At 71.7% G+C, this 13,253-nt stretch carries 11 protein-coding genes; 5 read left to right on the top strand and 6 right to left on the bottom strand.

Going from position 1 to position 13,253, the window contains the following annotated elements; translation table 11 throughout:
• Positions 1-4: 4 nt before the first annotated feature.
• Positions 5-1,042 (top strand): LacI family DNA-binding transcriptional regulator, encoded by a 1,038-nt coding sequence (locus N912_RS50145; protein WP_084210656.1) that lies wholly within the window; start codon positions 5-7, stop codon positions 1,040-1,042.
• Positions 1,039-2,766 carry a dihydroxy-acid dehydratase gene (locus N912_RS0107685; protein ID WP_028921993.1) on the top strand — a complete coding sequence of 576 codons (1,728 nt, stop codon included), beginning with the start codon at positions 1,039-1,041 and terminating at the stop codon, positions 2,764-2,766. Before N912_RS50145 ends, N912_RS0107685 begins: the two co-directional genes overlap by 4 nt.
• Before the next feature lie 36 nt (positions 2,767-2,802).
• On the opposite strand, the gene N912_RS0107680 is transcribed toward N912_RS0107685, so the two are convergent.
• Positions 2,803-4,362: an AMP-binding protein gene (locus tag N912_RS0107680; protein ID WP_028921992.1), complete on the bottom strand. Its 1,560-nt coding sequence runs from the start codon at positions 4,360-4,362 to the stop codon at positions 2,803-2,805.
• 62 nt (positions 4,363-4,424) lie between these two features.
• On the opposite strand from N912_RS0107680, the gene N912_RS0107675 reads away from it, so the two are divergent.
• The gene (locus N912_RS0107675) at positions 4,425-5,759 is read left to right on the top strand and encodes a hypothetical protein (protein ID WP_028921991.1); all 1,335 of its coding nucleotides are present in this window, start codon (positions 4,425-4,427) and stop codon (positions 5,757-5,759) included.
• 29 nt (positions 5,760-5,788) lie between these two features.
• Positions 5,789-6,040: a hypothetical protein gene (locus tag N912_RS0107670; protein ID WP_028921990.1), complete on the top strand. Its 252-nt coding sequence runs from the start codon at positions 5,789-5,791 to the stop codon at positions 6,038-6,040.
• Here N912_RS0107670 and N912_RS0107665 read toward each other — a convergent pair.
• Positions 6,037-6,960: an alpha/beta fold hydrolase gene (locus N912_RS0107665; protein WP_037062964.1), complete on the bottom strand. Its 924-nt coding sequence runs from the start codon at positions 6,958-6,960 to the stop codon at positions 6,037-6,039. The genes N912_RS0107670 and N912_RS0107665 overlap by 4 nt on opposite strands.
• Positions 6,961-7,122: 162 nt before the next feature.
• Between N912_RS0107665 and N912_RS0107660 the strand changes: the two genes are divergently transcribed.
• Positions 7,123-8,010: an alpha/beta hydrolase gene (locus N912_RS0107660; RefSeq protein ID WP_028921988.1), complete on the top strand. Its 888-nt coding sequence runs from the start codon at positions 7,123-7,125 to the stop codon at positions 8,008-8,010.
• Between the two features lie 38 nt (positions 8,011-8,048).
• Here N912_RS0107660 and N912_RS0107655 read toward each other — a convergent pair whose 3' ends face one another.
• The 4 genes from N912_RS0107655 to N912_RS0107640 are packed head-to-tail and all read right to left on the bottom strand — an operon-like array spanning position 8,049 to position 13,152.
• Complete coding sequence (locus N912_RS0107655) at positions 8,049-9,446, bottom strand: purine-cytosine permease family protein (RefSeq protein ID WP_028921987.1); 1,398 nt, start codon at positions 9,444-9,446, stop codon at positions 8,049-8,051.
• A 30-nt stretch (positions 9,447-9,476) separates the two neighbouring features.
• A complete protein-coding gene (locus N912_RS0107650) occupies positions 9,477-11,780 on the bottom strand; it encodes a xanthine dehydrogenase family protein molybdopterin-binding subunit (RefSeq protein ID WP_028921986.1) in 2,304 nt (767 codons plus the stop codon).
• On the bottom strand, positions 11,777-12,268 hold the full coding sequence (locus N912_RS0107645) for a (2Fe-2S)-binding protein (RefSeq protein WP_028921985.1): 492 nt from the start codon (positions 12,266-12,268) through the stop codon (positions 11,777-11,779). Before N912_RS0107645 ends, N912_RS0107650 begins: the two co-directional genes overlap by 4 nt.
• Complete coding sequence (locus N912_RS0107640) at positions 12,265-13,152, bottom strand: FAD binding domain-containing protein (RefSeq protein WP_028921984.1); 888 nt, start codon at positions 13,150-13,152, stop codon at positions 12,265-12,267. Before N912_RS0107640 ends, N912_RS0107645 begins: the two co-directional genes overlap by 4 nt.
• Positions 13,153-13,253: the final 101 nt, after the last annotated feature.

The following is a 13,253-nucleotide window of genomic DNA, read 5'->3' as shown; positions in this document are numbered from 1 at the left end:
TCGCATGACCGCACGCCCGCCTTCCCGACGGCCCGGGCTCAAGGCCGTCGCCCAGCTCGCCGGGGTATCGGTCCAGACCGTGTCCAACGTGGTCAACGCGAAGGTTCATGAGATGAGCCCGGAGACCCGCCGGCGCGTCGAGGAGGCGATGCGCGAGCTCAACTACACGCCGAACTCCCAGGCGCGCGGGCTGCGGGTGCAGAAGACCAGCACGCTGGCGCTGCTGCTGCTCGACCCCGACCCGCTGTACCTGGCCGACCCGATGACCGCGCTGATCATCTCCGGGGTCGGCGCGGTCGCCCGCGAGCACGGCTACATGGTCCTGGTGCACGCGGCGCACCCGAACCAGTTCGACAGGGGCCTGTTCCTGCCCATCCTGCAGAACCGCGCCGACGGCTCGCTGCTGCTGCTGTCCGGCGAGAAGTCCATGCGCCGCGCATACGTGGAGGAGGCGGCGAAGCTGACCGACCACTTCGTGATCCTGGAGGACATCGACGCCCCGTCCGTCTGCACCGTGTCCGCCGACAACCACACCGGCTCGTTCGAGCTGACCACCCGGCTGCTCGACGCGGGCCACCGGCGCATCGCGTTCCTGGGCACCGCCGTGTCCTGGCCGATGATCGAGCAGCGCTTCGCCGGCTACCGCGACGCCCTGGACGCCGCCGGCATCGCGTTCGACCCGGCGCTCGCGCGGTTCGAGGGCGAGTGGAACGCCGCCACCGGCGCCAGCATGGCCACCCAGCTGTACGGGATGAAGGAACCCCCGACCGCGATCCTGGCCGGCAACGACCTGCTCGCCATCGGCGCGATCAAGGCGCTCAAGAGCAGCGGGCTGCGGGTCCCCGAGGACGTCGCCGTCGCCGGGTTCAACGACTTCGCGTTCGCCGAGCACACCGACCCGCCGCTGACCACCGTGCGGGTACCCGGGTTCGAGCTGGGCAGGCGGGCCGCGCTGCGGCTGATCGCGCGGATCGAGGGCACCGAGACCGAGCCGGTGTCCGAGCGGCTGCCGGTCGAGCTGATCGCCAGGGCCTCCGCGTGAGCCGCAGTGCGCGCTGGTTCGCCCAGGACGGGGTCGGCGGGTTCATCCACCGCGCGTCGATGCGGGCCGAGGGCCTGGGCAGGGCCGCGATGGACGGGCGGCCGGTCGTCGGGATCTGCAACTGCTGGTCGGAGCTGGTGAGCTGCAACCTGCACTTCCGGTCGATGGCCGAGGCGATCAAGCGCGGGGTGCTGCTCGCGGGCGGGCTGCCGGTCGAGTTCCCGGTGATCACGCTCGGCGAGAACCTCATGAAGCCCACCGCGATGCTCTACCGCAACCTCATGTCCATGGACGTCGAGGAGTCCATCCGGGCCTACCCGTTCGACGCCGTCGTCCTGATGGGCGGCTGCGACAAGACCACGCCGGCGCAGCTCATGGGCGCGGCCAGCGCCGGCGTCCCGGCGATCATGGTCACCGGCGGCCCGTCGCAGCCCGCCCGGTTCCGGGGCCGGCGGCTCGGCAACGGCACCGACCTGTGGCGCTACACCGACGAGGTGCGGGCCGGGACGATGAGCAGGGACGAGTTCCGGCTGCTGGAGGAGGCGGCCACGCCGTCGGTCGGCCACTGCACGGAGATGGGCACGGCGTCCACGATGGCCGCGATGGCGGAGGCGCTGGGCATGGCGCTGCCGGGCTCCTCGACGATCCCGGCCACCCACGCCGGGCGGCTGCGGGCCTGCGAGGACACCGGGGCGCGGGCGGTCGCCCTGGCCTCGACCGGCGGGCCGACCCCCGCCGAGGTGATGACCGAGGACGCGTTCCACAACGCCCTCACCGTCCTCGCCGGGTTGGGCGGATCGACGAACGCCGTGATCCATCTGGTCGCGATCGCCGGCCGGCTGGGCGTCGAGCTGGGCGTGGACACCCTGGACGCGGTGCTGCGCCGCACCCCGGTGGTGGCGGACGTGCGGCCGGCCGGCTCCGGGCTCGTCGAGGACCTGCACGAGGCGGGCGGCATCCCGGCCGTGATGTCCGCGCTCGAACCGCTGCTCCGGACCGAGGCGGTCACCGTGACCGGCCAGACCGTCCGCGCCGCGCTCGTCCCGCCGGCCGGCTCGTGTGTCGCGTCCCTGGACCGCCCCGTCAAGCCGGCCGGCAGCCTGGCCGTGCTCCGGGGCAACCTGGCTCCGCTCGGCGCGCTGGTCAAGGCGGGTGCCGCGACGCCTGGGCTGCTGGAGCACAGCGGTCCGGCGGTGGTGTTCGACGGCATGGCGGACATGCTCGCGCGCATCGACGACGACTCGCTGCCGGTCACCGCGGACAGCGTCCTGGTGCTGCGCAACGCCGGCCCGAGGGCGGTGCCGGGGATGCCGGAGTGGGGCCAGCTCCCGATCCCGCGCAAGCTGCTGGCCGCCGGGGTCACGGACATGGTGCGCCTGTCCGACGCCCGGATGAGCGGCACCGCGTTCGGCACCGTCGTGCTGCACGTCGCGCCCGAGGCCGGCGCCGGCGGGCCGCTCGCCCTGGTCCGCGACGGCGACCCGATCTCGCTGAGCCTGCGCGAGCGCGCGCTGACCCTGGACGTCCCGGAGTCCGTACTCACCGCCCGCCGCGCCTCGGCCCGCCCGCCCGCGCCGGCCCGGCGCCGCGGCTACCAGCGCCTCTACGTCGACCACGTCCTCCAGGCCGACCAGGGCTGCGACTTCGACTTCCTCCGCTACGCCGCCGACGACGAACCCATCCCGGACGGCCCCATCGACACCGGCTGGGCCGGCGGCTGGTGACCGCACCCGTGAGTGGTTAGCGTTGTCATAGCAACGCTAACCACTCACGGGTCTGAGCGCCTTCTTCTCGATCTTGCCGACGGAGGTTTTGGGTAGTGAGTCTCTGATCTCGACCGTTGAGGGGACCTTGAAGTAGGCGAGTCGTTCGCGGCAGTGGGCGAGCACGTCGTCGGCGGTGAGGGTGGCCGGGGGTGTGGGGACGACGAAGGCGTGGACGGCCTCGTCGCGGATGGGGTCGGGGACGCCGATGACGGCGGCTTCCGCGACGCCGGGGTGGGTGAGCAGTGCGGCTTCGACCTCGCTGGCCGAGATGTTCTCGCCGGCGCGTTTGATGACGTCTTTCTTGCGGTCGAAGAAGTAGACGTAGCCCTTGTCGTCGCGGTGGCCGTGGTCGCCGGTGTGCAGCCAGCCGTCTTCGATGGTGGCGGCGGTGGCCGCCGGGTCTTTGAAGTAGCCCTTCATGAGGGTGCGCCCGGGCACGCCCCACACGATGATTTCGCCGACCGTCCCGACGGGGACGTCGCGGCTGTTCTCGTCGACGATGCGGACGAACCGGTCGGGGGTGGGCAGGCCGATCGAGGGCCAGCGCTTGGCGCCGAACACCGGCGCGATGGTCACGATGGTCATGGTCTCGGTCATGCCGTAGCCGTTGACCAGCTCGATGCCGAACCGTTCCTCGAAGGCTTCCTTCTCGTGGTCGAGCACGTTGATGGCGTAGAAGTTGCGGTGGATCTGGTGGTCGCGGTCGGTGTCGGCCGGTGGTTGGGCGAGCAGGGTGCGGACCTGCATGGCCACCAGGCTGACCGCGGTGGCGCGGTGGCGGCGCAGTTGTGACCAGAACCGGGAGGCGCGGTACTCCTCGATCAGGATGGCGGTGGCGCCGACGGTCAGGGCGGCCAGGATGGTCAGGGACTGGGCGTTGACGTGGAATGCGGGCAGGGCGGTGATCAGCCGGTCGTGGTCGGACACGGCCATGGATCTGGCCTCGCGCTCCCCGGAGTGCAGGTAGTTCGCGTGGGTGAGCATGACGGCCTTCGGGCGCGAGGTGGTGCCCGAGGTGAACAGCATCTGCGCGACGTCCTCCGGGCCGGGCGGCGGTGACTCCGGTGCCTCCGCCGCCGCGAGCAGGGTGTCGAAGGCGGTGGTGCCGGCCGGTGGGGTGGCGGCGCGGGCGATGATCCGGTGCCGCACGCCGGGGCGGGTGGCCAGCGCCTCGTCCACGGTGGCCAGATGCCGGGTCGAGGTGACCACCGCGACGGCCTCGGACAGGTCGAACACGTGCTCCAGCTCGGGCGCGGTGTTGGCGGTGTTCACCGGCACGGCGACCGCGCCGAGCCACGCCAGCCCGAGCCACGCGAACACGAACTCCGGGCAGTTGGGCAGCAGGATCACCACCGCATCCCCCGGGCGCACACCGAGCCCGGCGAACCCCGCCGCCGCCCGGCGCACCCGCTCCAGCAGCTCCGGATAGCCGAACTCGCGAACCTCGCCCTCGGCGTCCTCACACACCAGCGCCGTCGTGGTCGGGTAGCGCTGGGCGCGCTCGGAGAGCAGGTCGCGCACGGTGCGTTCGCCGGTCAGGTCCAAGGGGCTCACCTCGCTCGTCGAACGGTAACGCGGCGCCCGGAAGATCGACATATCTGAATGTGAGGAGCGTCGTGCGCCGGCCGGCATTGCTGACCGGAGGGCTGGCCATGGTGGTGTGGGCCGTGGCGGCCGCAATGACCCTGTCGATGGCGCGGGCGTCGCCCCGGCTGACGTCGATGTCCGTCCCGTTTCTGGTGGCGAGCACGGCTCCGCTGCTGGTGGCGGCCGGCATGTTGTGGTCGCACCGGGTCAGGCGGCCGCGTGGCCGGACGGCCACGGTGCTGTGGTGGCTGACCTTCGCGCTGATAGTGGCCAGCACGCCGCAGATCGCGGACCTCGTGACCGAACGGCTGCCGCGGTGGACCGGGGCGACATATCAGGACGGGCCGACCTGGAGCATGTCGCCGGTCACCGGGCTGATCACGCTGGCGCTGTTCTCACAGCTGCCCACTCGCCAGGCGAGCAGGCCGGCGATGACCGTGGCCGGGCTCAGCGCCCTGCTGGCCGCGTTCCTGTCGACCTCGGCTCCCGGTCTGATCGGGCTGAACGAGGGCGAACGGTCGTGGTCCGCGATCGGCTGGGTGGTGGTGGTCCTGCTCGTGGGGTTGGGCATGGCGGGAGGGTCCGTCGCCCGGCCGGCCACGACGTCTCCCGGTACCCGCCGGCTCCCCAGCCACGGCCAGCGGGTGACGATCGCGGTGCTGCTGCTCGGCGCCGGGACCGCGATGGGGGCAGCGCAGCTGATCCGCTGGCACACCTGCCTGGGCTGGTCGTGGTTCGACGGCGAGGACGGGTGCGGAACCCGCCAGGGCGATGGCTATGACTTCGCGTTCCCCTACCTGTCCAACCTGGTGCCGGGGGCTCCGCTGGCGCACGGCGTGGGGCTGGTGTTGTTGGCCCTGGCGCTCGCCCTGGCGGCCCGGTTCGGCCCGGCCGGCGCGCGATGGGGGCCGGTCCGCACGACGGTGACGCGCCTGCTGTGGTTCTACATGGTGGCGGTGCTGGTGATGGGTGCGGTGGTCACCCTGACACCGGGCCTGCGCTTCGTCGAGGGCTCCGTGTGGGGTCCGCTGTTGTGGCTGTCGATGGACCCGCTGGTGTTCGTCGTGCTCGCGGTGCTGGCCGGGTTCGACCGACGCGGCGACGGTCTCGGGCGGAGCGCCCGGCGGTGGAACACCCCGCTGACTCAGCTCCTCGCCGGTCTTGCGGCCACCAACAACCTTGCCGAGTTGGTCTTCTGGAGCGGCATCCACGGCTCGTACGACACCCCACCGGGCAGCGGCACCCTCCGTGCGCTGGTTCTCATCGCGGTCGGCCTGCGCCTGCTGGGAGGTATCTCGCCGGGCCGCCGTCGACTCACACGGGTGGAGCTTGGCGGACGTCTGGGACACGAGGGTGGGCGATGAGTACGGACATAAATGTTTCGGATGCGTTGGTGGGGTCCGCGCCGGGGGCGGACTGGGGCAGCCGGTTGCGGCTCGCCGGGCTGCGGGCGTTGCGGACGTTCATCCAAGGGGTCGTCGCGGCGTTCCCGACGGCCGGCGCGGGCGAGCTGGTGCTGTCCGCCCCGTACTGGCAGACGTTCGCGTTCGCGCTGTTGGCGGCGGCGACCACCGCGATCGCGTCGTTCCTGCAGAACATCGCGAACTTCCTGCCGACGGACCCCACCCAGGCCGCCCCGAACTAGCCCCTCGCCGGCACCGGAGGCGGGGTGAGGAACCGGTCCACCATGGAGTGGATCCAGTCGGTGCGTTCGACCAGCGAGATGTGGCCGGTGCCGGGCAGCACCGCGAGCTGTGACCGCGGCGTGCCGCCCAGGTCCACCGGCATGCCGCCGCCGAGCAGCCGGAGCAGCTCGACCCCGTGCTCGGGCCGGATGATGTCGGCATCGCCGAGCATGACCAGGGTGGGTACGGCGATCGACCGGACGCTGTCCTCCGGCATCCCGGTGAACGTCAGGTCCAGCTGCTTGACCTTCTCGACCAGGGTGGGGAACTTCGCCGGGTCCGGCGCCCGCCTGGCGTAGGACCGTTCGAACGGCGAGCCGGCGAGGCTGGCCGCCGATATCGACCTGATCGCCTCGAGCATCTGAGGGTAGGTGCCATCTGTGCTGATGGACGCGGACGCGACCACCAGCTTGCGCACCATCCCCGGGTGCCGGATCGCCGTCTGCAGCGCCACCCCACCGCCCATGCTGTAGCCCATCACGTCGGCGCGGGCGATGTTCAGGAAGTACAGCAGCCCGGCGATGTCGTCGGCCATCTGCTGGTAGCTCAGCGGCCGGTCGACGTCGGCGGTGCGGCCGTGCGCCTGCAGCTCGACGGCGATGACCTGCCGGTCCCTGGCCAGGGCGGTCAGCAGCGGGCCGAACTCGTCGAGGGTCATCAGGGCGCCGTGCAGCAGCACCAGCGGCTCGCCGGCGCCGTGGATCTCGTAGTACATGTTCAAGCCGTTGACCGGCGCATACCCGGACCGTACGGCGGGCGGTGGTGCGGGCGCGGCCTGACCGGCCACCCCGCAGCCGACCACGCCCCCGATCAGGATTGCGAGCGCTCCGGCCGAGGCGAGCAGCACCCGGCCGAACCGGTTGCCGATCCGTGCTGACATGACCCAGCTCCTTCCGTCACAGCGTCCACGGGGCACCCACGAACGAGCCCCTTCCGGCCACGCGTCGAACGGGCCCCGGCCGGATCGACACCACCGGCGATTCCTTTTCCCGCCCGTGTGGGTCTGTCCTGCCGTAGACCCCACACGGAAGGAGCACGAACGATGGCGAGCAAGGAGTCCCAGGTCGTCAGGGATCACTGGACCAGGGGAGCGGAGGAGGCGCAGCGGCCCGCCGACCCCACCGAGAAGAAGATCGATCACTGGGGCGACCTGACCGGCGAACCCGGCGGCGTCGACTACCTGGAGATCGAGGTCGCCGGCCTGCCCGCGATGTGGGCGGTCCCGAAGGGCGCCGCGCACGACCGGGTGCTGCTCAGCGTGCACGGCGGCGGGAACGTCAGCGGCTCGATCTACACACACCGCAAGCTGTTCGCCCACCTGGCCAAGGCGGTGGGGGCTCGCGCCCTGCTCACCGAGTACCGGCAGCGGCCACATCCCGAGCCGCTCGACGACACGGTCACCGCCTACCGCTGGCTGCTCGACCAGGGCGTGCGCCCCGAGCACATCGCGCTGGTCGGGGACTCCTTCGGGGGCGGGCTGAGCCTCACCTCGATGCTGCGCGCCCGCGAGCTGGGCCTGCCCACCGCCGCGGCGATCATGCTGATCTCGCCGTGGGTGGACATGACGGTCGGCAACCAGACCTTCGAGACGAACGATGCGACGGATCCGTTCTTCAAGAAGCAGACGGTGCAGTGGCTGGCTGACAAGTTCCTCAACGGCGTCGACCCGAAAGAGCCGCTGGTCAGCCCGCTCTACGCCGACCTGCGCGGCCTACCGCCGGTGTTCGTCCAGGTGGGCGGGGACGAGACGCTGGTCGGGGAGGGCGTCGAGCTGGCCGAGACCGCGCGCAAGGCCGGCGTCGACACCCAGCTCGAGGTCTTCCCCGAACAGCTGCACACCTTCCAGATGGCGGCCGGCTACGCGCCCGAGTCCGACGACGCGATCGCGAAGTTCGCCGCCTGGGTCCGCCCCAGGCTCGGCCTCGCCTAGGCCGTGTTGAGGAAGTCCAGGGGCTTCTTAAACATGGCCTAGTCCGCGTCCGCCCTGTCGTAGGCGGGCGTCGGTGCGCCGGCGCCCGCCGTCATGCGGGAGAGCCCGATGTAGAGCCCGCCCGCGACCAGGAAGGACACGAAATAGCTCAGGTCGGCGCCGTTGAGCGCGCGCCCGATCGGGCCGGTGAACAGGTCGGTGGCCATGAACGGGACGGAGACGGCGATCCCGATCAGGAACGCGGCCATGCCCGGCCACCTGACCCCGGCGAGCGGCCCGCGCGGCTCCTGGAACGCGATCGCCGGCGGGTAGTCACGCCCGCCCCGGTGAACCCAGAAGAAGTCCGCGCAGATGATCGCCAGCCACGGCGTCACGTAGTACGCGACCAGGAACAGGAACGCGTTGAAGTTGCTCTGGAAGTTCGGTCCGCCCAGGAAGATCGCCAACAGCGCGCCGATCGCGCCGCTGACCGCCACCGTGACGCTGCGCTTGAGCGGCAGGCCCCAGGTCAGGCTCGCCATCGCGCCGCTGTAGAGGTTCACCGAGTTGTGCGGGATGGCCGCGATGCCCAGGACGAACAGCGTGACCGCCAGGATCGGGCCGGGCAGCGCGACCGCGAACGCCTCCAGCACGCCGCCGTGCAGCCCCAGCGTGGTGAGCACCGCGCCCAGCGCCATCATCCAGGTGGTGGCCAGGAACAGCCCGGCGAAGGCGTAACCGAAGATCTTTCCTCGGCCGGTGTCCCTGGGCAGGTAGCGCGAGTAGTCCGAGGCGTAGGGCGCCCAGCTCATCGTGTACGAGAACACGATGGTGAACTCCAGCAGCCAGGCCAGCCAGTAGTCGGTTCCGGACAGGCGGGCGTCCGCGCCGGCGCCCGGCCCGTGCGCCACCAGCATGACCGACACGACGATGAGCACGACGATGCTGACCCGGGTGACCCATCTGCCGAACGCGTGCAGCAGGTTGTATCCGAATATCGCGATCAGGACGCTGACGATGGCCACGCCGATCGCCACCGGAATGTACGGAAGCTTGAACAGGTCGGCCAGGGACTTCGAGCCGAGAATGGTGCCGACCGTGAAGTAGCCGATGTAGAGCAGCGAGGACAGCGCGGCGGGCAGGTGGTTGCCCTTGTATCCGAACGCGGCGCGCCCCATCGGTATCTGCGGCAGGCCCAGCCGGGGACCCATCACCGCGCATGCGGCGGTACAGATGGCGCCGAGCAGGTTGCCCAGCACGATCGCGGTCAGGCTCCCGGTGAGCCCGAGGCCCATCGGGACCGCGGCGCCGCCGAGCACGATCGCGGCCAGGTAGATGACCGGAGAGAAGCGAATGCTGAACTGGTTGCGCGGGTTTCCGTGGCGTTGTTGCTCATCGATGTACTCGATCCCGCGTCGTTCTACGGTGAGCGCGCTCCGTGATGGGTTGATGGACATGTGGCACCCGTTCTGTTGACACGCATCGGGTTAATCAGGGCAGAGCTCCAGCACACGTTCCGGGGTCATCGGTAGTTGGGTCGGGCGCCGGCCGAGGGCGGCGGTGATGGCATTGGCGACGGCGGCGGCGGTGTTGGCGATCGGTGGCTCGCCGATGCCCCTGGCGTTCAGCGGGCCCTTTCCCTCGCCGCTTTCCACGATCTCCACCTCGACGTCGGGCATGTCCATGGCCGTCGGGATGAAGTAATGGGCGAACAGCGTGGACGCGGCGTTTCCCTCCTCGAACACCACGTCCTCCATCAGCGCGTAGCCCAGGCCCTGCATCGCGCCGCCCTGGATCTGGCCCGCCACCCGCATCGGGTTGATGCACCGCCCGACGTCGTGCGAGGCCACGTAGCGCAGCACCGTCACCTCGCCGGTCTCGATGTCGACCTCGACGTCGGTGGCGTGGGTGCCGTAGGTGTAGTCGGGGAAGCTGTCGCCCTGGCCGCGCACCGGGTCGAAGGCGCCCTGCTCGGCGCGCCAGACCGCCAGCACCGAGGTGTCCACCTCGCGCCGCTCGCAGCCGGCGACCAGCTCGGCCAGCCGCAGCCCGGTGCCGGCCGGCCCGCCGCGCACCAGGCCGTCGGTGAAGCTCAGCTCGTCAGCGGGACAGCCGAGCATCGCGGCGGCCACCGGCGCGAGCCGCTCGCGGAGCTGGCGCGCGGCGTGCAGCACCGCGTTGCCGGACATGTAGAGCTGCCGGGTGGCGTAGGTGCCGCCGGCCGGCGGGGTCAGCGCGGTGTCGCCGATGTAGACCGAGATCTCCTCCAGCGGCACGCCGAGCACCTCGGAGGCGATCTGGCAGAGGCTCGCGGCCTGGCCTGCGCCGAGGTCTGTGATGCCGGAGCGGATCAGCAGCGTGCCGTCGGCCTGCAGGCTCAGCCACGCCGAGGCGCGGTCGCGGAACCAGATCGTGCGCCCGTACGGCTGCATGTTGCAGGCGAACCCCCGGCCGACCCGCTTGGTGGGGCCGCTCGGCGCCGGCGGGTCGCCGAGCCGGTCCAGCGCGCGGCGCAGCGTCTCCTCGGACGCCACCGCGGTGTCCAGGGACTCCCCGGTGGGGATGGTGTCGCCCTTGGCCAGGAAGTTGCGGCGGCGGACCTCGGCGGGCGGCAGGCCGAGCGCGGCGGCCACCCGGTCCATCTGCGACTCGTAGCCCAGCACGACCTGCATCGCGCCGAAACCGCGGAACGCGCTGGTCGGGACGTTGTTGGTGAACACCGCGCGGGAGCGCAGCGACGCGTTCGGGGTGCGGTACGGGCCGCAGGACAGCGCCGCGCCGGCGAACAGCACCCGCGCGCTCAGGTACGGGTAGGCGCCGGCGTCGCCGACGATGTCGACGTCCTGGGCGACGATCGTGCCGTCGGAGCGGACCCCGGTGCGGTAGCGCATCACGAACGGGTGCCGCTTGGTGCTGGCCAGCATGGACTCCTGGCGGTCCCAGATCATCCGGACCGGGCGTTTCGTGTGCCAGACCAGCAGCGCCAGGTACGGCTCGACGGTCATGTCCTCCTTGCCGCCGAACCCGCCGCCCATGTACGAGCTGATCACCCGCACCTTGTTCGCCGGCAGCTCGAGGATCCCGGAGATCGTGGCGGCGTGCTCGATCACCTGGGTGGACACCCGGATGGTGAGCACGCCGTTGTCCAGCCAGGCCACGCCGGCCTCGGGTTCGAGGTAGGCGTGTTCGGCGTGCTGGCTGCGGTACTCGCCGGTCACCACCAGGTCGGCCTCGGCCAGGGCTTGTTCCGCGTCGCCGCGCCTGATGTTCCACTCGACCAGCACGTTGCCCTCGTCGTGCACCCTCGGCGCGTCGGTGGCCAGCGCGGACTCCGGGTCGAACACGCCGGGCAGCTCCTCGTAGTCGACCTCGACCAGCTCGGCGGCCTCGTCGGCGATCTGCTGGCTGACCGCGGCCACCAGCGCCACCGGCTCGCCGGTGAACCGCACCCGGTCGCCGGCGAGCACGGGCATCTCCACGGCCAGCTCGCCGAGGCCGCCGCTGGCCCGCTCGATGATCCGGTTGCTGGGGACGTCGGCGGCGGTGAGCACGGCGATCACGCCGGGCAGGGCTCGGGCCTCGGCGGTGTCGACGGACCTGATCCGGGCGGAGGGCACCACCGAGCGGACGACGCGGCCGTAGAGCATTCCCGGCAGCTTCCAGTCCGCGGCGTAGAGCTGGGTGCCCTTGACCTTGTCGACGAAGTCGTGGTGCGCCAGCGGCAGGCCGACCACGCGCATCGGCGCCGGGGTCGCTGGTGCGCCGGTCGTCGGGAGGGTGGAGTCGGTCATGCCCGCTCGGCCCCCTCGACGTACTCCTCGACCGCGTCCAGGATCTTGGTGTAGCCGGTGCAGCGGCACAGGTTGCCGACCAGCTCGTAGCGGATCTCCTCGCGGCTGGGGCGGGTCGCGCGCTTGGCCAGGCGCTCGGCGGTGAGCAGCATGCCCGGGGTGCAGAACCCGCACTGCGCGCCGCCGTGGCGCAGCATGCACTCCTGCAGCGGGTGCAGCTCCCCGCCGTTGCCGCTGCCCTCGCCGAGCAGCGCGGACGCCGTGGTGACCTGGTGGCCCTCGGCCTGCACGGCGAACATCAGGCACGCGCTGACCGGGTGCCCGTCGAACTGGACGGTGCAGGTGCCGCAGACCCCTTCGCCGCAGCCGTAGCGCACCTCGGGAAGCCCCAGCTCGTCGTGCAGCACGTCCAGCAGCAGGTCGCTGGGCGCCACCCACAGGTCGTAACGCCGGCCGTTGACGTCCAGGCTGATCAACTTCTTGGTCATGCTCCGAGCACCGCCTGACGGGCACGGGCCACGGCCTCGCCGAGAGCCCGCCGGCCGAGCACCTCCACCAGCCGCCGCCGGTACGCCCCGGAGGCGTGGACGTCGCTGCCCGGGTCGGTGGTCTCGGCGAGCGCACCGGCGGCGGCCGCGATCTCGGTCGGCGAGCCGGCGGAGCCGACCAGGGCGGCCAGCGCCTCGGGCCGCCCGCGCACCGGGCGGTCCGCCACCCCGGCGAGCGCCGCGTCGACGGACCGGACCGCGCCCCCGTCGGGATCCAGCTCGACGGTCGCCGCGATCGCGACCACCGCGAAGTCCGACACCCGGCGGGTCATCTCGTGGAAGCTCCAGCCCTGGCCCGGGCGCATCACCGGGAACCGAACCTCGACCACCAGCTCGGCCGGTTCGAGCACGGTGGTCAGGTAGGACACGAAGAACTCCCGCGCCGGCACCACCCGTTCACCGTCCGGGCCGTGGACCACGAGCCGGGCGTCGAGGGCGAGCGCGGCGCAGGCGATCTCGGCGGTCGGGTCGCCGTGGGCCAGGCTGCCGCCGATGGTGCCCCGGTTGCGGACCCGCACGTTGCCGATGTGGCGAACGCAGTGCCCGAGCAGCGGCGCGTACTCGGCGACCAGCGGCGACTCGGCCACGGTGCGCTGCCTGGTCAGGGCCGGCACGCGCAGCACGTCACCGTCCAGGCTGGGCGCGCCCTCGCCGACGTCGTTGATGTCGACCAGCATGCTCGGCCGGGCCAGCCGCAGCGCGAGCATGGGGCCCAGGCTCTGCCCGCCCGCGATTATCTTGGCGTCCTCCCCGTACTCGAGCAGCGCCCGGATCCCGTCGCCGTAGCTGGTGACCCGCAAAAGATCGAATGGCGCACAGACCACGATGTCCTCCTCGTGACGGGGGCAGGCCGTGCACGTGGTGCGTCCCTGAAAACTATGGGAGCCGATCGGGCGGCGTCATTGGCGACACTCGCCGAGGTGGC

The organism is Actinospineispora acaciae DSM 45401, from assembly GCF_000620785.1.
GTDB lineage: Bacteria > Actinomycetota > Actinomycetes > Mycobacteriales > Pseudonocardiaceae > Pseudonocardia > Pseudonocardia acaciae.
This window is presented reverse-complemented; position numbering and strand designations above follow the sequence as displayed.

Bases quoted from the DNA above. Each gene is read 5' to 3' on its own strand.
- N912_RS50145 (WP_084210656.1), top strand. From the start codon at position 5: ATGACCGCACGCCCGCCTTCCCGACGGCCCGGGCTCAAGGCCGTCGCC.
- N912_RS0107665 (WP_037062964.1), bottom strand. From the start codon at position 6,960: ATGTCAGCACGGATCGGCAACCGGTTCGGCCGGGTGCTGCTCGCCTCG.
- N912_RS0107660 (WP_028921988.1), top strand. From the start codon at position 7,123: ATGGCGAGCAAGGAGTCCCAGGTCGTCAGGGATCACTGGACCAGGGGA.
- N912_RS0107655 (WP_028921987.1), bottom strand. From the start codon at position 9,446: ATGTCCATCAACCCATCACGGAGCGCGCTCACCGTAGAACGACGCGGG.
- N912_RS0107650 (WP_028921986.1), bottom strand. From the start codon at position 11,780: ATGACCGACTCCACCCTCCCGACGACCGGCGCACCAGCGACCCCGGCG.
- N912_RS0107645 (WP_028921985.1), bottom strand. From the start codon at position 12,268: ATGACCAAGAAGTTGATCAGCCTGGACGTCAACGGCCGGCGTTACGAC.